Below are 20,573 nucleotides of genomic sequence, written 5' to 3'. Positions count from 1 at the left end.
ATGGACGTTCGTCACCCCGTCTCGCTCGCCGATCAGCCCCGCGCAGCCGCAAACAACCAGGAAACGTTCCTTGGCATGCCCAAGCGCGGGCTGGCCTTTTTGCTGGCGAACGTCATGTTCTGGCAACCGATCTGGGCGCAGGCTGACGGCATCGTCGTCGCCAACCCGAACACCACGCTGGATCGCGCCGGCAACGGTGTGCCGATCATCAACATCGCCACACCCAATGCCAGCGGTCTGTCGCACAACCAGTTTCATGACTACAACGTCGGCGCGCAGGGCGTCATCCTCAACAACGGTTCTGCACAAACGTCGAACACGCAACTGGGCGGGCACGTCATTGGCAACCCGAACCTGAAGAACAGCGGTTCGGCGCAGGCGATTCTCAACGAAGTCATCAGCGGTAACCCGAGCCAGTTGCGCGGTTACACCGAGGTGGCGGGGCAGTCGGCGCGGGTGATTGTCGCCAACCCGTACGGCATCACCTGCAATGGCTGCGGTTTTATCAACGCACCACGGGTGACGCTGACCACTGGTAAACCGGTGCTGGAAAACGGCCGGCTGGACCGGTTCCAGGTCGATCAAGGCACGGTAGCGATTGAGGGCGCGGGCATTAACGCAAGCAACGTCGATCGCTTCGAAATCATCACCCGCAGCGCGAAAATCAATGCGCAGATTCAGGCGCAGAACCTAGCGATTGTTGCCGGTCGTAACGACGTTAACGCCGACAGCCTGAATGCCACCGCGCGCGCCGATGACGGCAGCGCCAAACCGCAGCTGGCGATCGACTCCTCGGCACTCGGTGGGATGTATGCCGGGGCGATCAAACTGGTCGGCACCGAAGCTGGGATCGGGGTGAAACTCGACGGCAAGCTGATCGCCAGCGGCGGTGATATCCAGCTCGATGCCAACGGCCAGTTAAGCCTGGCCGACACCTCAGCGGCCGGCGCGGTCAACGTCAAAGCCGCCAGCCTTGACGCAAAAAGTCCGATCTACGCCGGCACCGCGCTGAACGTGCAAACCCAAGGCAACCTGACCAACCGCCAGACCTTCGCCGCGCGCGACAGCATCAGCCTCAGCGCAGGCGGGCAACTGACGAATGCCGGCGCCATCGAGGCCGGCGTCAATGCTGACGGCAGCCGCAATGCCAGTGGCGATCTGAGCCTGAGCGCACGGATCGTTGATAACGCCGGCAAAAGCCTTGCCGCCAGCCGCAACCTGAGCGTCACCGCCACGCAAGCCCTGAACAACCAGAGCGGCATGCTCAGCGCGAAAAACATCACCGTCACGGGCGGGGTGCTGAACAATCTCAGCGGCCAGGTGCTCGGTGATCTGGGCCTGTCGATCGATCTGCGCGGTGCGCTGGACAACCGTGACGGCGTGCTCGGTTCGGGCGCTGCGGTGTTCGTCAAAGCCGCGAGTCTGGATAACCGCCAGGGCGGTGCGCTGGTCAGCGACGGCAGCCTGACGACACGCATCAGCGGCATGCTCGACAACCGCAACAAGGGCGATATCTCGGCCAAAGGCGCCATCGATGTGCAGGCCGGTACGCTGGATAACCGCGACGGCAAAATCATCGGCAAAAGCACGCTGGCGTTGCGCAGCGATGTGGCCGATAACCGGGCCGGGGTGATTCAGGCTGATCAGCAGTTGAGCGTGAATGTCGCGCAACTGGATAACCGTGACAAAGGCGTAATCAGCGCCAAGGCCGGCCTGACGTACGCAGGCACCCGACTGGACAACAGCGGCGGTCTGGTCAGCGCAGCGGGGCCTTTCAGTCTGACGGCCGCCGAGATTCAAAACGCTGCCGGGCGGATTTCCAGTCAGGGCGACCTGCTGGCGACCATCGGTCTGCTACAACAGCAGGGCGGTGAACTGGTTGCCCAAGGCAATCTGAACCTCAGCGGTAAAACCCTCGACAACCGGAACGGTGGTCTGGTCGGCACCACCAAAGCGCTGACACTGAGTGTTGACGACATCGATAACCGCAGCGGCGAGATCTCCAGCAGCCTGTTGCTGAACGTCAAAGGCCTGCGCCTGGACAATAGTGATGGCGGCAAAATCCTTGCCGGTACCGATCTCGGTCTGAGCGTCGCCAGACTGATCAACCAGAACAAGGGCTTGATCTCCGCCGTCAAAGGCGCGGCGACCGTTACTGGCACGACGCTGGACAACAGCGGCGGCACGCTGAGCAGCCTCAATGGCCTGGTGATCACCCTCGACGATGCGCTGATCAATGCCGGCATCATCAGCACCGAAGGCGCGCTGAGCGTCACCGCCGCGCGTATCGACAACCGCAGCGGCAGCCTCGGCAGTGCGGGCAATCTGCGCCTGACCAGCACCGGCACGTTGCTCAATTCGGGCGGTTCGATCAGCACTGACTCGGCGCTGACCCTCTACAGCGCCAGCCTGGATAACAGCCTCAAAGGCGTGATCTTCGGCCAGGGCATCAGCCGCGTCGAAACCGGCGCGTTCGACAACAGCGATGGCGGCAAACTCACCAGCGGTGCGGCACTGACGCTCAAGGCCGGGCAGGTCAACAACGCCAGCGGACGCATCGCCAGCCAGCAGACGCTCGACGTTTCGCTGACCGGGCTGGATCAGCAGGGCGGTGAACTGTTCAGCAAGTCCGATCTGACCCTCGACCTGCACAATGGCCAGTTGAACAACCAGAACGGCTTGATCAACGCGCCGGGCACGCTGTTGCTGAAAAACCTCAACGGCGTGAACAACCAGAATGGCGAAATCTCCAGCCAGCAGGCCTTTGCGCTCGCCGCGCAAAGTCTCGATAACAGCAACGGCAAACTGCTCAGCCAACAGGGCCTGACCCTGCGCATCGCAGCGGCCTTGAACAACGTAAAGGGTGTGATTTCCGCTGCCTCGCTGGACAGCCACAGCGCCAGCCTCGACAACGGGCAAGGCCTGATCAGCAGCCGTGGCGTGTTGCTTTTGACCGCCGACAACGCTCTGAACAACCAGCTCGGCACGGTCATCGCTGACGGCCAACTGACGGTTACCGCCGATGAGCTGATCAACGGCGAAGGCAGCATGGCCGGTAAAGCGGACGTCAGTGTCGAGTCGCGCAGCGTCAACAACCAGAAAGGTCAGTTGATCGCCACCGGTGTACTCAAACTGGACGCTGATCAACTCGACAACCGGCAGAACGGCCTGCTCGGTTCAAGCCAGAACATGACTTTGACCGTTGCTGATCTGGACAACCGTGGCGGTGAGATCAGCACCAACGGTGATCTGCACATCAGCGGCACAAAGCTCGACAACAGCGAGGGCGGCAAAATCTTCACCGGCAAGGCGCTGACCCTGATCGTCGACGAGGTGATCAATCGCAGCAAAGGCCTGATCGACGCCGGTACATCGCTCGATCTACGCGGGCGCACCCTGGTCAATGGCGGATCGTTGCTCAGTCAGCACGATCTGCAATTGACCCTCAGCGGCGCGTTCGATAACAGCGGCGGCAAAGTCAGTAGCGAACAGGCGCTGACCGTCAAAACGGCGCAACTGACCAACACCGGCGGCAGTCTGTCCAGCGCCGGCGATCTGACCGTGAACAGTGACGGTAGCGTCGTCAACCAGGGCGGCCAGATCGTCACCGACGGCGCGCTGGTGCTCAACAGCGCCAGCCTCGACAACCGCTCGCAGGGCACCCTCAGCGCTAAAGGCGCCGTCAGCATCGGCACGGGCGCCTTCGATAACAGCAACGGTCGGCTCAGTAGCGCCGACACGCTGAACCTGACGGCTGGCCAGGTCATCAACGGCGGTGACGGCAGCATTGGCAGCCAGAATGCTCTGACAGCCTCGGTCGCAAGCTTCGATCAACGCGGCGGCAAACTGTTCAGCAACTCAAGCCTGAGCCTCGATCTGAACCACGGTCAGTTGAACAACATCGGTGGTCTGATCAACGCACCGGGGACGCTGCTGCTGACGCAGCTCAACGGCGTCAACAACCAGGGCGGCACGATCTCCAGCGCTGAAGCCTTCACGCTTGCCGCGCAAAGCCTCGACAACAGCAACGGCAAGCTGCTGAGCAATCAGAGCCTGACCCTGCGTATCGCCACAGCCCTGAACAACGTGCAAGGCATGATCGGCGCCGCAGCCATCGATACGCATGCCGCAAGTCTGAACAACAGCGGTGGCAGCGTGGTCAGCCGTGGCGACCTCGCCCTGAGTATCGACGGCCTGCTGCGCAACGACGCCAAAGGGCTGATCAGTGCCGCGCAAACCCTCGAGCTCAGCAGTGGCGAGTTGAACAACCGCGACGATGGCCTGATCAACAGCCAGGGCCAGCTGACGCTGACCGCCACCGACCTGGACTCCAGCAATGGCGGCGAAGTCTCCGCCAGTAGCGACATTGATCTGCACCTGACCTCGCTGACCCAGAACGGCGGTCGCCTGCTCGGCGATAAAGCCGTCACCCTCGACCTGGCCAACGGCAACCTCGACAACCAGAACGGCTGGCTCACCGCCAAAGGTCCGCTGACCCTCAAGCGTCTGCGCGACCTGAACAACCAGAGTGGCGAGATCTCCAGCAACCTCGGTTTCGATCTGATCGCCCAAGCGGTCAACAACACCTCGGGCAAAATCATCAGCGGCGAAAAACTGCTGCTGCACGGCACTACTCTGATCAACCAGAAAGGCCTGCTGTCGGGCTGGCAAGGCCTCATCGTCAATGGCGACAGCCTGGACAACCGCAACGGCGGCACGCTCTCGAGCAAGTTCGCCGATGTATCGGTCGATCTCAAGGACGCGCTGCTCAACAGCAACGCCGGCGCCGTGGTCGCGCAGGGCGATCTGAACATCAAGGCCAGCTCACTCGACAACAGTGACAAAGGCAACCTCAGTAGCGCAGCCGGGCAGACCCTGACGCTCAGCGGCGGGCTGAACAACAACCTCGGTGGCCTGATTTCCAGTGGCGCGGCGCTGGACATCGTCAGCACGGCGTTCAGCAATGCCGGCGGGATCATCAATGCCGAGCAGGCATTCAACGCCACCGCTACCCGGCTCGACAACCAAGGCGGACAGGTCGCCAGCAATGCGGCGATCACCCTCAACCTGAGCGGTGAGCTGAACAACACCTCCGGCAAACTCGCCGCCGCAGGACCGATGCTGATCAAGGGCGTGACCGATCTGCGCAACCAGAACGGCCAGATCGCCAGCCAGAAAAACCTGGAGGTTCGCACCGGTTCGCTGGACAACAGCAACAAGGGCACGATCGCTGCCAATGACCGGTTGCAGCTCAGCGCGACTGGCGTCGTCAACAACAGTGGCGACGGTCTGATCTACAGCAAGAACGCCGATGTGCAGCTGACGGCGGCCAGCCTGGGCAACGCCAAAGGCTCGATCCAGAGTGAAAGCGCACTGACCCTCGACGTCAGCGGCGACTTCGACAACCAGAGCGGCAAGGTCATCGCCCAGAACGGCAATGTCCTGGTCAAAGCGGCCAACATCGATAACCGTGGCGGTACCCTGGCGAGCATCCAAGGCGCATTGGAAGCGCGCACCGTGGGCGTGCTACGCAACGGCTTCGACCTCAACAACAATCGTCAGGGCGGCGTCATTCAGGCGCAGAGCCTGACCCTCTCGGCACTGGCTGGCCTGAACAACAACGGCGGGCGGATTTCCGCGCAAGCGGCAGATCTGGGCATTTCCACGGCGGCGCTGGATAACAGCAGTGGCGTGCTCTATTCCAAAGGTCTGCTTAGCGTCAGCGGCACCAGCCTGGAAAACGCCGGTGGCCAGATCGCTGCCAACCGCATCGACTTCGGCCTCAGCGGCGCACTGCGCAATGGCGCGGGCGTCATCGAAAGCACCACTCAACTGACCGTCAAGGCCGCCAGCGTCGACAACCAGAACGGTCGTCTGCGTTCGCTGGGCAATACTGGCAAGACCCTGTTCCAGATCGGCGGTTTGCTCGACAACCGCAACGGCGTGCTGGAAACCGCCAACGTCGACATGACCCTTGCCCTCGGCGGCTTCCTCAATGGCGGCGGGCAACTCAACCACGTCGGGCGCGGCAAGTTCGACATCTCCACCGCCAATGTCATCGGCGCCGGCGGCAGCATCGTCACCGGTGGCCTGCTGGAACTCAACGCCGATACCTGGAGCAACTCCAACGTCATTCAGGCCGGGCGCCTCAACGTCAACGTGCGCGAGTTCAGCCAGACCGCCAGCGGCAAATTGCTGGCTTCGGATTCGTTGCAGATCCGCGGTAGCAACTGGACCAACGATGGCTTGATCGCCAGTGACGGTTCGATCGACATGCGCTTGTCCGGCCACTATGGCGGCAACGGGCGCTTGACCAGCCTGCGCGACACCTATCTGTCGGCGGCGTCGTTGAACCTTGGCGCGGCCGGCAGTTTTGCCGCAGGTGCGACGTCGACGATCCAGATTGACGGGCAACTGCTAAATGCTGGTCGCATCACGTCCGGCGAAGACCTGACTGTCAACGCTGGCAGCCTCGTCAACCATGGCACCCTCGGTGCGGCGCAAAACCTGATCGTCAAGGCGCCGGTCTTGCTGAACGACCGCGGACTGATTTTCAGCGGCAACGACATGACCCTCAACGTCGGCACGCTGACCAACCAGAGCGGTGATTTCTACGGTCTGGGCAACGTGGTGATCGCCGGCTATAGCGGCGGCACGCGCGCGGCGGGGGTGTACAACATTTCCGGTTCGATGGAGAGCGGCGGCGGGTTCACGCTGGATGCCGATGTGTTCGAGAACCGTACCGAAGGGCCAACGGCGTCGGCTGAACGCAAGTTGATTTCAGGCTTCATCGCGGCCAGTTGCGGTGACTGCGTCGGCGGCACGTTCAACAACTTTCTTGCGACTCGCGAGACGTACCAGTTCATCGACACCGATAACAGCGCATCTGCCGTCCTTAACGTCGGCAAGGACTTCGTCTTCCACGGCGGTACGTTCCTCAACAGCAAAAGCACCATAGCGGCGGGCGGCGGCATCGACATCACCGCGGTCAGTCTGAAGAACATCGGCACCCAAAGCGGGACCATCGAGGTCACCCGTCAGTACAACTTTGAAATGGGCACGGGCACCACGGCGCAGTTCATGGCCAACGTGATCATGCCGTACAACCAGCGCAACAACCCTGATTTCCCGTTTGTGTATTACGTGATTGCGCCGGAAGGCCTGATCCGTAAAGCCATCGCTAAAACCGTGGGCAACGGCATCGTCATTGTCGACGCCGAGACGGGCGAAAACATAGGTAGCCGCAAGTATGGCCGGGCCATGTCGGGTTACAGCGCCGGCTTCGAAACGTCGACGCCCTCGTTGTACGACCCGAATAACCTGATGGCCATACCGACCGAACTGACGCAGTACCAAAAGGGCGACGCGGTTGAAGTGAGCGTCGATGGCGCGGGTGCGCCCGGCACAACCACCGGACGCAACGCGGTGATTCAGGCCGGTGGCAAGGTCTCGATCAACGCCACCAAAGAAATCGAAAACAGCGTTATCCAGCAGGACTACAGCGCCAGCGGCGGCACCAACAAAGTCGCCGACACCAGCGTCGGCAACAGCAACACCACGGTGGTGCGCATCAACAGTCAATTGCCGCCGGACCTGGCTCAACAGCAAGTCAATCCGCTGAGTCTGCCAGGGTTCTCGTTGCCGACCGGCGAGAACGGTTTGTTCCGTTTGAGCGGGCAGGGCAGCAGCGACGCTGTCGCCGGCAACATCGGGCCAACGCCGACCTGGACGGTCGCTACTGAGTCAGTGAGCGCTCTGGATCATATGGTCGCTGGCACTGCTGGCGGTCCACGCAATCTGTTCGTCGACGGCCCGGCTCCGGTCTCCGACAGCACACGTGCCGTCGATACGTTCCACCGCACGCCAACCGTGGTGAAGGCCGTTGCCAGCGAGATTGACGTCAAGTTGCCGCAGAGTTCGGCGGGCCCCGGCATGAAAGACCGGGGCAACGACGCCAAGGAGTCCATCGACACCCGTCCGGTCACCCGCGTGACTGGCCTGCCCGACACCCAGGCACCGTCCAATCCGCACAAATACCTGATCGAAACCAACCCGGCACTCACCGACCTCAAGTCGTTCATGAGCTCCGATTACCTGCTCGACAAACTTGGCTACGACCCCGACCAGAGCGCCAAGCGCCTGGGCGATGGCCTCTATGAACAACGCCTGATCCAGCAAGCCGTCACCGCCCGCACCGGCCAGGCCTTCCTCGACGGCCAGACCTCCAACGAGGGCATGTTCAAGTACCTGATGAACAACGCCATCGCCAGCAAGGACGCGCTCAACCTGTCGGTCGGCGTCGGCCTGACGTCGCAGCAAGTCGCCGCGCTGACCCACGACATCGTCTGGCTCGAAGAGCACGAAGTAAACGGCGAAAAAGTGCTGGTGCCGGTGGTGTATCTGGCACAAGCCAATGGCCGCCTCGGCCCGACCGGGGCACTGATTGCCGGTAATGACGTGACGCTGATCGCCGGGGAAAACCTCGACAACGTCGGCACGCTGAAAGCTACCAATAATCTGTCCGCGACAGCCGGCAAGGACCTGATCAACAGCGGTTCGATCGAGGCGGGCAATCGTCTCGATCTGCTGGCGACCAACAACATCATCAACAAGGCCGGCGGCATCATCACCGGCAAGGACGTCAGCCTGACCACTCGCACCGGCGATGTGATCAACGAGCGAACCATCACCTCGATGGACGACCAGTACGGCTCCGTCACTCGTCATCAGGATTTTGCCGACAACGCAGCACGCATCGAAGCCGTGAATGACCTGACCATCAAAGCGGCGAAGGACATCAACGTCATCGGCGGCGTTCTGAAAAGCGGCCAGGACATGACGCTGGATGCCGGGCGTGATGTGAATGTGGCGTCGGTGCAGGTCAACGACAGCGCGTCGCTGGGCTCGCGGGCAAATGCCAGCGATATCACCCAACTGGGTGCCGAGATCGACGCCGGTCGAGATTTCAAGGCAGACGCCAAACGCGACATCAACGTCATCGCCAGCGAGATCGATGCCAAGCGTGATGTGTCGATGAAGGCGACCGAGAATCTGGTGATCACCTCGGCGGCGGACGAGGAACATTCGGACTCGAAAAACAAAAACGAGAAACGCCAGGAGGACCATGTCACTCAGGTGATGTCCGGCATCACGGCGGGCGGCGACGTCAAGCTGGATGCGGGCAAGGACCTGAGTGTGATTTCCAGTCGGGTGACGGCGGGGGATGAAGCGTATCTGGTGGCGGGCGATAACCTGCAGATTCTCGCTTTGCAGGACACCGATTACTCGCTGTACGACATGAAGAAAAAGGGTGGCTTCGGCAAGCTGAAAATGCAGCACGACGAGGTTACCGATAACAAGTATGTCGGCTCGGAGATCAAGTCTGGCGGCGATCTGACCCTCAAGAGTGGCGGCGATCAGCTTTATCAGGTTGCCAAGCTTGAAAGTGGCAACAACATCACCCTGGACAGCGGTGGCTCGATCACTTTTGAAGCGGTAAAAGACCTTCACAACGAAAGCCATACCAAGACCGACAACAACGCTGCTTGGGTGTCCTCCAAAGGCAAGGGCAACACTGACGAAACCCTGCGCCAGACCCAGATGATTGCCAAGGGCAACATCGTGATCAAAGCCGTCGATGGCTTGAAAATCGACATCAAGGATGTAAACCAGCAGTCCGTCAGCCAGACCATCGACAGCATGGTCAAGGCCGACCCGCAACTGGCGTGGTTGAAAGAAGCCGAGGCCCGTGGGGATGTCGATTGGCGGCTTGTTAAAGAGATTCACGAGTCGTTCAAGTACAACAATTCGGGGCTTGGCCCGGCGTCCCAAATGATCATTGCGATCGTGATGGCTGCGGTTGTTGGACCGGCAGCTTTGACGGCGATGAGTGGGATGGGCACGTTCTGGGCGGCATCTTATGCTGCTGTAGCTACCGGAGCAGCGACAAATGCCGCCACTAGTTTTATCAATAACGGTGGCAACCTTGGCGCTGTATTCAAAGACGTAACGTCTTCTGATGCGCTGGCTGGCTATATTATTTCAGGAGTAACTGCTGGCCTGACGGCGGGCTACTTCGACAGCATTCTCAAGACCACAACAAATCCGATAACCGGCCAAGTCATGACAGACTTGAGCAGTCTGGAAGGCATCGGCCGTTTCGCCGGTAACCAGCTGCTGCAGAACACGACTTCCACTGTTTTGGGCGCGGCTTTTGGTCAGCACGCGGATTTCGGTAATGCGTTGACGGGCGCTCTGTTGAGTACTCTGAACGCGGCGGCATTCAATGCTGTAGGCGATTTTGCTGCTAATCAGGGCTGGAAAGACGGCAGTCTCGAAAAAATCGCATTGCACGCGGTTGTTGGAGGGTTGCTGACTGAAGCTGCAGGCGGCGATTTCAAAACGGGTGCATTGGCAGCGGGTGCAAATGAGGCTCTGGTTACCCAGTTGGCCACGCTGGTCAAGAACGACAGCAACCTGTTGTCGATGTCCTCCCAACTAGTGGGTATCGCCGCGGCAGCCGTAAGCGACGGTAACCTTCAAGAGGGCGCGACTATTGCGAAGGACGCTACTAATTACAACTACCTTATGCACCACGAAATCGTGGAAATGCTGGATGAGCAGGCAAAATGCGCATCCGAGACGTGCAAAGCAGAAGTACGAGAGCGTTATGCCAATCTGGATGAGCAGCGAAATGCGGAGTTGGGTAGCGTCTGTCAGAAAAACTTGACTGCCTGCAAGCAGCTTTCGGATCAGCTCCTAGCCGATCAGCCAAAAATTCGCGAACTGGCAGAGCAGCTCAGGCTCAGTGGGGATATAGGTGCAGCTGCAAACGTAGGCTGGATCATTACGGAGAATAACCAAACTGCGCAAAACACGATCATCAGAGAGATTGTGGTTCAGCGTGATGGTGAAAGCGCCGCGTTTTGGGCAGATGCTGCAGGCGTAGCCGCAGATGTCGCGGGCGGTGGTAAACCGGGCGGTAGCAAAGGAACGACTAAGACTGGCATTGCTGATAACACGGAGTCTTCCCTCCCAAATTCAACGTCCACGAAAGGGCCGAGTGAAGATATACCTCCTGCCACGTCTGCCATTTCCCGCGTAGGTTTGAAAGAGGATCTCGCAGGACAGGCGGGCATTCCGCGGGATATGATTGGTAATCCATCCAGCGTTTGGGGACGATCGATTGACGATATTAAACAGTCACTTACAATGGACGGAGCAACCGCTACTTTGTCGACAAAGAGCAAAACGTCAGGTAATGCTCAAGTTTACGAGATCAGTGGGAGTGCAACAGGTATTAAGGAAATCCAATATAGTCCGTCTACCGTTGATAGCGTCAATAAATCAACGCACATAGGTGAGTACTATAGAATCACGTATAGTGATAATACTTCAGTTAAAGTGGTTGATCCTGATACGTATCGACCTCAGTTTAAAGGGCCGAACGAGCCGATTTATGACAAAGATACGCTTTTCATGAACCCTCAGGGGCAAGAAGTGCTATTTAACCCGGCTACCAACAAGTGGGTACCAAAATGAGTAATGTTTTCATATCTTGGGTCGCAACCATATTGCCTGGGAAATCACTTGCTGGAGTGCCGCTAGGGCTAGCGGTGCCTGATCTCGAAAAATGGCTGGCAATGTATGCTATTGACGAAGCAAAAACCTTATATAAATTTGAAGAAGGTCCGATCCTAAGGTTGACAAAGTGCGACAATCGAAAGGGCGTAGGTGGTTATGTATTTTATTTATATGATAATAGTGTTATCAATCCCAATAAATCTGGTGTTCCTGCTTTAAGTGTAATGCTGAAATGTAATAAGGTTTTCGCGCTTAAAGTTTATGATTTTAGTTTTCCCGGTGAGGCGGCTAGTGCTTTTGTCTACCAGGGATCGCTAACTTCGAATATAAGATTGGGGAGCAATATTGCTGATTTGAAAAAATTCACGTCATTGGACTTTGATAAGGGCGAAGGCTGGTTTATAACAGATGAAGAGTTTGGTTTGGTTGAGGTTTCTGGCTGGGGAGTACCGCTTGAAGAAGAACCTCAGCAGCTGATTACGGCCATTTGTGTAATTTGATGCGCTTGCACGAAAGCCGATCCGGATTCTTCTTTATGACTCGATAAGATAAATGGGGACAGACTACGTTTAGAAAGCACTCCAAAACGTGGTCTGTCCCCGTTTTCTCGCTCGCCCTGTACTAAATTGCTGGCCAGCAACCACGGTTCACGCTCACGTCTTGCGGACTGTCGACTGAGCTTACTCTTGGCAATTGACCCCGCAATGCGTTGGTGTTTGCGGCCCTTGGCACAGTGCCGTACGCAGTACAAGTCGATGAAGTGTGGGGCGCTTCGCGTCATCTCGACACGGCCAAACCGCTTTGACGCTGAAGACAACACTGAGTAGAATGGCCATCATATTGGCATCATCTTCGTGACTCGTCACAAAAGCCCGAGCGCCTTCACAGGCTCTACGCACCTCAACCTTGCCTCACAAATCTACGCCATCGTTCACTCAGTCATTTCAGGTACTCAGCTCCGTGTCTGTTCCAAGAATTTCCGTCGTCATCCCCACCTACAACGTTGAGTCCTACATCGCCGAAACCCTCGATTCGCTGATCAATCAACCCGTGCCGCTGCATGAAATCATCTTGATCAACGATGGTTCGACCGATGGCACGCTGGCGGTGATTGAAGCCGGTTTTGGCCATCGCCCGGAAGTCAAAGTGGTCACCCAGGACAATCAGGGTGTCGGTGCGGCTCGGCGTAATGGTCTGGCCTTGGCGAGTGGCGAGTACGTGTTTTTCTGTGACCCGGACGATGTGGTCAGCCCCGAGTTGTTCGCGACGCTGGTGGAGCAGGTCCTGGCCAACGCGGCGCTGGAGTTGTTTTATTTCTCCAAGCGTTCCTACACCGAAGTGGACGGCAAAAAACAGCTGTTGCGACGCAACACCGCTGCTAGCCGCGATGGCTGGTTCGATGTCGGGCGCGACTTGCTGGAAGATCTGATCTTGTCCGGCAAATATCACGCCGCGACGTGGCAGTACATTTTCAAGCGTTCGGTGTGCGAGCGATTCGCCGTGCGCCTGGAAGGGCGGGCTCATGAAGATCACGTGTTCAGCATGAACATTTATCTGCACAGCCAGGCCACTTTCGCGACGGCGGCTGACTATTACTTTCAGCGGGTCCGCAGCGGTTCGCTGACGCAAAGTCGTAAGGATGTCGAGTATGTACTGGGCAGTTATGCGGCGTATCGCGACACCTTGGCCGCGTTGAAAAAACACATCCGCTCGTTCAATGCCGGACGCGATGTTGCGCTGAAGTTCATGGAGCGCAATGTCGATGCACTGATCACCAAATGCATCAAATACAGTGTGCCTCTGCCAGCGCAAATATCCTCGATGACTCGCCAGGACAGCCGTGATTGCGGTGTGGCCTTGCACCCTCGCTGGACGTTGCTGTTTCCGCGCATTGCTCACGGGATGCGCAAGTTGCGTTTCAATCTGAAGCAGTTGCGCAGATCGCGGAAAGGCTCATTTCAGGGCTAGTTTCTGTACGATGACTTAAGCAAAAAAAGGGGCGAATTCATGTCGATGAATTCGCCCCTTTTTTATTGAGTGTCAGGCCAACATGCTGTCAGCGAAACGCCGGCACCACATGCTTGATAAACAGCTCCAGCGACTTCTTCTTCTCCGCATGCGGCAAGCTGTTGTCACACCAGAAACTGAACTCATCCACGCCCAGTTCCTGGTAGTACTTGATCCGCGGAATGATCTCTTCCGGTGTACCAATCATCGCGGTCTTGTGCAGGCTTTCCAGTTCGAACTCCGGACGTCCGGCAAACTTCTCTTCCGGGCTCGGGGCGAGGAAACCGTTGACCGGGGTTTGCTTGTTGCCGAACCACGCGTCGAAGGTGCGGTAGAAACGCGAGATCGCTTTCGCGCCGACTTTCCAGCCGTCCGGGTCGTCGGCGGTGTGCACGTGGGTATGGCGCAGCACCATCAGTTGCGGACGCGGTACGTCGGGGTTGTTGTCGAGTGCGCTCTGGAATTTGTTTTTCAGGTCGACGACTTCTTCGTCGCCTTTCATCAATGGCGTGACCATCACGTTGCAGCCGTTGGCCACGGCGAAGTTGTGCGAATCCGGGTCGCGGGCGGCGATCCACATCGGCGGGTTGGGCTTCTGGATCGGCTTCGGCACGCTGGTTGAAGTGGGGAATTTCCAGATATCGCCGTCGTGGGCGTAGTCGCCTTGCCACAGGGCGCGGACCACCGGGACCATTTCGCGCAGGGCCTGGCCACCGCTGGAGGCGGGCATGCCGCCGGCCATACGGTCAAATTCGACTTGATAGGCGCCACGGGCGAGGCCAACTTCCATGCGGCCGTTGCTGATCACGTCGAGCAGGGCACATTCGCCGGCGACGCGCAGTGGGTGCCAGAACGGCGCGATGATGGTGCCAGCGCCGAGGTGGATGGTCGTGGTTTTCGCTGCGAGGTAGGCCAGCAGCGGCATCGGGCTTGGCGAGATGGTGTATTCCATGGCGTGGTGTTCGCCGATCCACACGGTGCTGAAACCGCCGGCCTCGGCCATCAGGGTCAGTTCGGTGAGGTCTTCGAACAGTTGGCGGTGGCTGACGCTTTCGTCCCAGCGTTCCATGTGGATGAACAGGGAAAATTTCATGACGCTACCTCGAGTCTTTTGTCATTGGCCGGTCGTGTGCTGGCCTGTCGAACTGCCGTGAGCGCGGGACGCTCGCGAGTTTTATCACCATTCAGGCACGCCTTCGAGGACGGCTGGTCGGTTGATTGAATATTGGTATACCATAATACGGGATATCCGCAAAATATTTCTGACCGACACTTCGAACAAGGAAGGCGCAACAGATGAACATCAAACAAAAACTGACCATGGCATTCGCCGTGATCGCCAGTCTGCCTGTGTTGCTGGTGGCGGCGCTGATCATTCTCAATGTCCGCGATGGGGCGCGGGACAATTTCGTCGACAGCACCGGGCGCGAAGTGCGTCAGGTCGAAAATGCGATGCAATTGTTCTTTGAGGGGATCAGCCAGAACGTCGCTTATCTGGCCGAGCATCCGCAATTGCAGAGCATCGACGGCAGCCTCAAACGCTATCTGAGCAGCGATGCCGCGCAAGTGCCCATGGGGCCGCAGGATCAACAGTTGTTCAAGCTGTTTGCCGGGCTGGCCAAGGCGCATCCGGCGTACACCTATCTGTCGCTGGGCACCGAGCAGGGCGGTTACCTGTTCTGGCCGGGCGATGCGCAACTGGCCAATTACGACCCGCGCACGCGGCCCTGGTACAAAACCGCCATGGCCAATCCCGGCAAAACCTTGCGCACCGAAGCCTATTACTGGGCGGCCGATGATGTGGTGCTGGTCAGCACCGTGCGCAGCTTCAACAACCAGTTGGGCAGCAATGCCGGCGTGGTCAATATCGACGTTTCGCTCAAGCAACTGACCGATCTGGTCAAGCAGATCCGCCTCGGCGAGAGCGGTTATCTGATGCTGATGGAGGCCAATAACACCGTGTTGGTCAATCCGAGCGACCCGGCGCACAACTTCAAGAAACTCACCGATCTGGGCGATGGCTACCGGCAACTGGCCGAGGCGAGTAAAGGCTTGGTGGAAGTGGAACTGGCCGGTGAGCGCTACATGGCGCTGGTCTGGCCGTCCGAGGCGCTGGCCTGGCGGTTTGTCGGGTTGGTCAAGGCCAGTGAAGTGATGGCCGGGGCCACGCGGCTGACGTGGATCATCGGTGTCATCGCTGTCGTCTGCGCGCTGCTGTTTGCCATGGCCGGGGCGTGGTTTGCCGGGTTGATGGTCAAACCGATTCGCGGCGTCGCCAGTGGTCTGGAAGGCATTGCCCAGGGCGAGGGCGATCTGACCGCACGCCTGGAAGTGCGCGGGCAGGACGAAACGGCGCAACTGGCCGGCTGGTTCAACCAGTTTCTCGAAGCGATCCGCACCTTGATCCAGCGCATCGGCCAGGCGGCGGGGCAGATCCACAGCAGCTCCGGCAGCGCCACGGAAGTCTCGGCAGAGATGGCTGAAGTCGCGTCGCGTCAGCGCGAGGCGGTGGACATGGTCTCGACCGCGTTCCACGAAATGGTCGCCACTTCCAATGAAGTCGCACGCTCCTGCAGTCAGGCCGCAGACTCGGCAGACAACGGCCAGCGTCAGGCCCACACCGGGCAGCAGCAGATCGATGCGGCGGTGAGCAATGTCGGCCGTCTGAGCGAGGAAATCGGTCACAGCGCCGAGTCGATGCAGCAACTGGAGCAGGACAGCAACGATATCCAGTCGATCCTCGGCACCATTCGCTCGATCGCCGAGCAGACCAACCTGCTCGCGCTCAACGCCGCCATTGAAGCGGCGCGGGCGGGGGAGCAGGGGCGGGGTTTCGCGGTGGTGGCCGATGAGGTTCGTGCATTGGCCAAGCGCACTTCGGATTCAACCGGCGAGATCGATGCACTGCTGGGCAATCTGGCGCGGCGCACCCATCAGATGGGCAAGCAGATGCATGCCAGCCTCGAGGTGTCGCAGGAAACCGTGGTGTCGATCAACGAGGCGCGGGCGAGTTTTGAATTGATTCGTGAGTCGGTGGACGTGATCCGCGACATGAACACGCAGATCGCCACGGCGGCCGAGGAACAGCACCAGGTGGCCGAGGATATCAATCGGCACATCAGCCAGATTCATGGTGATGCGCAGTTGGTGGCGAGTCTGGCGGATTCGACCCGTGAGGATGCGCAGAATCTGACGGCGCTGTCGCAGACGTTGAATCAGTTGGTGAGCCGGTTTCGTACACACTAACTGAAGGTCGCGTACCTGTGGGAGCTGGCTTGCCAGCGATAGCGTCAGCCCGGCCAAAGCGTCATTGACTGAACTGGCCTCATCGCTGGCAAGCCAGCTCCCACAGGGATGAGTGTTGATCAGCGCTTGTGATCAAACCAGCACCGGCAACGCCCCCATCTTGCCGTGGCAATACACCAGCGGCCCGGCCACTTGCGCGGGCACGATCAGGTTTTTCACCGCGCCGACCATGATCGCGTGGTCGCCACCTTCGTATTCGCGCCACAGTTCGCACTCGATCACTGCCGTCGCATTGGCGAGGATCGGGTTGCCCAGTTCACTCAACGTCCACTCGATGCCTTGCGCCTTGTCCTTGCCTTTACGGGCGAAGGCGTAGGCTTCGCTTTGCTGGCCGCCAGACAGAACGTGAATGGCGAAGCGCTTGTTCTTGATCAGCACGGGGTAGGAGTCGGAGCTGTAGTTGGGGCAGAACAGCACCAGCGCCGGATCCATCGACAGCGAGCTGAAGGCGCTGGCGGTCAGGCCGACGATCTGGCCGTCATCGTCGAGCGTGGTGATCACAGTGACGCCGGACGGGAACGAGCCCATGACTTGTTTGTAAATGGCAGCATCGATCATTGGTCATTCCTCGAGTGTGTGCAGCGGGTTTTTATTTATTTGATGGTCTGATGGTATACCAGAATTTTGCGTTTGCAAGGCCTTTCAAGCTGAACCGATAAACGTGCCACGTTCGTCGGAAACTCAATATTTACGGGGCTTTCGGCTGGTTTGCCGGCGGCGCTTTGGGCGAGGATGGCGTATCAGATGGCGCGTTAAATCACGGATCAGTCTTGTGAAAAGTTTGGAATACCATAATATGGTCTGCATCTGAGGGGCGACCAAAGAGTCCCCCCGGTTTGGCTTCATACAAAGATAAGAACAGACAAACTCGAGTTCATGCATATGTCCCAGATGTCCCGGCAAGATCCGTTGATCGAGAATCACACGGTCGATTACGTCCCACTCGCGGAACGCCACGGGAAGGCCCGCGACCTGTTCACCCTTTGGTTCAGCACCAACATTGCGCCACTGCCCATCGTCACCGGCGCCATGGTGGTTCAGGTGTTCAATCTTGACTTGTTCTGGGGGCTGCTGGCGATTGCGCTGGGGCACATGATCGGCGGCTTGGTGATTGCGCTGGCGTCGGCCCAGGGCCCGCGCATGGGCATTCCGCAGATGGTCCAGAGTCGCGGCCAGTTCGGCCGGTATGGCGCGCTGTTGATCGTGTTTTTCGCCGCGCTGATCTACATCGGTTTCTTCATTTCCAACATTGTCCTGGCGGGCAAATCGATCGTCGGCATTGCGCCGTCGGTGCCGGCGCCGCTGAGCATTCTGATCGGCGCACTGGCGGCCACGGCGATCGGGGTGATCGGCTACAACTTCATCCACACGCTGAACCGCATCGGTACCTGGGTGATGGGCGGCGCGTTGCTTGCCGGCTTCATTTACATCTTCGCCAATGACTTGCCCGTCGACTTCTTCACCCGTGGCAGCTTCAATCTGTCCGGCTGGCTGGCGACGGTATCGCTGGGGATCATCTGGCAGATAAGCTTCTCGCCGTACGTGTCCGATTATTCGCGCTACCTGCCGGCCGATATCGGTATCGCCAAGCCGTTCTGGGCGACCTATCTGGGCGCGACGCTGGGCACCATTCTGTCGTTCTCCTTCGGCGCCGTTGCGGTGCTGGCCACCCCGGAAGGCACCGAAGCGATGGCGGCGGTCAAGCAGTCGACCGGTTGGTTGGGGCCAATCCTGATGGTGCTGTTTCTGCTCAACATCATCAGCCATAACGCGCTGAATCTGTACGGCGCGGTGCTGTCGATCATTACCTCGATCCAGACCTTCGCCAGCCAGTGGACGCCGAGCATCAAGGTGCGCGTGGTGTTGTCGAGCGTGGTGCTCGCCGGTTGCTGCGTGGTTGCTTTGGGGGCGTCGGCGGATTTCATTTCGCAGTTCATCGGGCTGATTCTGGCGCTGTTGCTGGTGCTGGTGCCGTGGGCCTCGATCAACCTGATCGACTTCTACCTGATCAAGCGCGGCTGCTATGACATCAGCTCAATCTTCCGCGCCGATGGCGGGATCTACGGTCGCTTCAACCTGCACGCAATCATTGCCTATTTCATCGGCATCATCGTGCAGTTGCCGTTCGCCAACACCTCGCTGTACGTCGGGCCTTACGCCAATCTGGTCGAGGGCGCTGACCTTTCGTGGCTGGTCGGCCTGGTAGTTACAGTGCCGCTGTATTACTGCCTGGCGACCCGTGGCCAAACGCAGCAGAGCAGGGCGGCGAAGTTGGGGTATACCGACTAAGGTGACTGATACGGCTTAAGTCGATCCGCTGTTCAATCAATGCCCGGCCTGTGCCGGGCATTGTCGTTTGCGCATCCCGGCGGTCATCTAAATTGGCCATATCGATCCCCTTTTGGCCGATGCCCCACTGTGATCCCCTGGCGCTCTCGGCAAGAATCAAAGCCACAACGAAACGCTCGACCTTATTACCCTTGGCCGCCCTTTCGGTCACTGCCGTGTACAGAACATAAAAACCATCGAACTCACGCCGTTTTTGGGGAACAACCATGGTCACGATGAAACGTATTCTGGGTGCCACTGTGTGTGGGCTGACGCTGTTGGCCAGCGCCGTCCAGGCCGAGCAACGCGAACTGCGCGTCTACAACTGGGCTGATTACATCCTGCCCGCCGTGCCCAAGGATTTCGCCGCGCAAAACGGCATCAAAGTGACCTGGGACACCTTCGACACTAACGAATCGCTGGAAGCCAAGTTGCTCACCGGTAACTCCGGTTACGATCTGGTGGTGCCTTCGAACCAGTTCCTCGAAACACAGATCAAGGCCGGCGTGTTCCAGAAACTCGACAAGTCGAAATTGCCGAACTGGAGCCATCAAGACCCGGAACTGTTGAAGCTGTTGGGCAAGAATGACCCCGGCAACCAATACGGCGTGCCTTACATGGTTGGCACCGTGTTGATCGGTTTCAACCCGGCCAAGGTCAAAGCGGCGCTGGGCGACAACGCGCCGGTGGACAGCTGGGATCTGGTGTTCAAACCGGAAAACATGGAAAAGCTCAAATCCTGCGGCGTGGCGATGCTCGATTCGCCGACGGAAATCCTGCCGCTGGCGCTGCACTATCTCGGCCTCGACCCGAACAGCCAGAATCCCGCCGATTATGAGAAAGCCAAAGCGCTGATGCTCAAGGTTCGCCCGTACGTGACCTATTTCAACTCGGCCAAGTACATGACCGACATCGCCAACGGCGATATCTGCGTGGCCATCGGTTACTCGGGCAGCTTCTACCAGTTCGGCAACCGCGCCAAAGAGGCGGGCAATGGTGTGGTGGTCGACTGGCGCTTGCCGAAGGAAGGCGCGCCGATCTGGTTCGACACCTTCGCCATTCCGAAGAGCGCGAAGAACGTTACCGAGGCCCACGAATTCCTCAACCACTTGCTCGACCCGAAGGTGATTGCGCCAATCAGTGATTTCCTCGGCTACCCGAACGCGAACAAGGATTCGCTGGCGTTGATCAACAAGGAAATCACCGACAACCCGAACCTGACGCCGACCCCTGAGGCACTGAAAAAGCTCTACGTGGTTCAGCCGTTGCCGCAGAAACTCGAACGCGTGCGGACCCGTGTATGGACCAGCATCAAGTCCGATAAATAACAGCGTTCCCCTGTAGGAGTG

At 58.9% G+C, this 20,573-nt stretch carries 8 protein-coding genes and 1 pseudogene; 7 read left to right on the top strand and 2 right to left on the bottom strand.

Annotated features, from left to right (window positions below):
• The 3 genes from M0746_RS13735 to M0746_RS13725 all read left to right on the top strand — a co-directional run bounded on the left by M0746_RS13735 (position 1) and on the right by M0746_RS13725 (position 13,551).
• Positions 1-11,541 carry a two-partner secretion domain-containing protein gene (locus M0746_RS13735; RefSeq protein WP_258449568.1) on the top strand — a complete coding sequence of 3,847 codons (11,541 nt, stop codon included), beginning with the start codon at positions 1-3 and terminating at the stop codon, positions 11,539-11,541.
• Positions 11,538-12,083 carry a hypothetical protein gene (locus M0746_RS13730; RefSeq protein ID WP_258449567.1) on the top strand — a complete coding sequence of 182 codons (546 nt, stop codon included), beginning with the start codon at positions 11,538-11,540 and terminating at the stop codon, positions 12,081-12,083. The genes M0746_RS13735 and M0746_RS13730 overlap by 4 nt, the downstream gene beginning before the upstream one ends.
• Positions 12,084-12,543: 460 nt before the next feature.
• Entirely contained in the window at positions 12,544-13,551 is a 1,008-nt protein-coding gene (locus tag M0746_RS13725) for a glycosyltransferase family 2 protein (RefSeq protein WP_258449566.1), read from the top strand.
• 88 nt (positions 13,552-13,639) lie between these two features.
• On the opposite strand, the gene M0746_RS13720 is transcribed toward M0746_RS13725, so the two are convergent.
• Positions 13,640-14,683, bottom strand: coding sequence for an LLM class flavin-dependent oxidoreductase (locus M0746_RS13720; RefSeq protein ID WP_258449565.1), 1,044 nt, complete (start codon positions 14,681-14,683; stop codon positions 13,640-13,642).
• A gap of 203 nt (positions 14,684-14,886) precedes the next feature.
• On the opposite strand from M0746_RS13720, the pseudogene M0746_RS29485 reads away from it, so the two are divergent.
• Positions 14,887-15,927, top strand: a pseudogene (locus tag M0746_RS29485) (cache domain-containing protein); the annotation flags it as partial.
• Positions 15,928-16,065: 138 nt separating this feature from the next.
• On the top strand, positions 16,066-16,836 hold the full coding sequence (locus tag M0746_RS29480; RefSeq protein ID WP_446731298.1) for a methyl-accepting chemotaxis protein: 771 nt from the start codon (positions 16,066-16,068) through the stop codon (positions 16,834-16,836).
• A 132-nt stretch (positions 16,837-16,968) separates the two neighbouring features.
• On the opposite strand, the gene M0746_RS13710 is transcribed toward M0746_RS29480, so the two are convergent.
• Positions 16,969-17,454, bottom strand: a complete 486-nt coding sequence (locus tag M0746_RS13710) for a flavin reductase family protein (RefSeq protein WP_258449563.1) — start codon at positions 17,452-17,454, stop codon at positions 16,969-16,971.
• Between the two features lie 324 nt (positions 17,455-17,778).
• On the opposite strand from M0746_RS13710, the gene M0746_RS13705 reads away from it, so the two are divergent.
• The gene (locus M0746_RS13705; RefSeq protein WP_258449562.1) at positions 17,779-19,185 is read left to right on the top strand and encodes a purine-cytosine permease family protein; all 1,407 of its coding nucleotides are present in this window, start codon (positions 17,779-17,781) and stop codon (positions 19,183-19,185) included.
• Between the two features lie 266 nt (positions 19,186-19,451).
• Positions 19,452-20,552 (top strand): polyamine ABC transporter substrate-binding protein, encoded by a 1,101-nt coding sequence (locus M0746_RS13700; RefSeq protein WP_258449561.1) that lies wholly within the window; start codon positions 19,452-19,454, stop codon positions 20,550-20,552.
• Positions 20,553-20,573: the final 21 nt, after the last annotated feature.

Origin of the sequence: Pseudomonas sp. S11P7 (assembly GCF_023195435.1) — a bacterium.
In the GTDB taxonomy this organism is placed as follows: Bacteria; Pseudomonadota; Gammaproteobacteria; order Pseudomonadales; family Pseudomonadaceae; genus Aquipseudomonas; species Aquipseudomonas fluorescens_G.
The sequence above is the reverse complement of the archived record's forward strand: the minus strand, read 5'-3'. Positions and strand labels throughout refer to the sequence as shown.

Excerpts from the sequence above, each read along its gene's own strand:
- M0746_RS13735 (WP_258449568.1), top strand. The coding sequence starts at position 1 with ATGGACGTTCGTCACCCCGTCTCGCTCGCCGATCAGCCCCGCGCAGCC.
- M0746_RS13720 (WP_258449565.1), bottom strand. The coding sequence starts at position 14,683 with ATGAAATTTTCCCTGTTCATCCACATGGAACGCTGGGACGAAAGCGTC.
- M0746_RS13730 (WP_258449567.1), top strand. The coding sequence starts at position 11,538 with ATGAGTAATGTTTTCATATCTTGGGTCGCAACCATATTGCCTGGGAAA.
- M0746_RS29480 (WP_446731298.1), top strand. The coding sequence starts at position 16,066 with ATGGCTGAAGTCGCGTCGCGTCAGCGCGAGGCGGTGGACATGGTCTCG.
- M0746_RS13705 (WP_258449562.1), top strand. The coding sequence starts at position 17,779 with ATGTCCCAGATGTCCCGGCAAGATCCGTTGATCGAGAATCACACGGTC.
- M0746_RS13710 (WP_258449563.1), bottom strand. The coding sequence starts at position 17,454 with ATGATCGATGCTGCCATTTACAAACAAGTCATGGGCTCGTTCCCGTCC.
- M0746_RS13700 (WP_258449561.1), top strand. The coding sequence starts at position 19,452 with ATGGTCACGATGAAACGTATTCTGGGTGCCACTGTGTGTGGGCTGACG.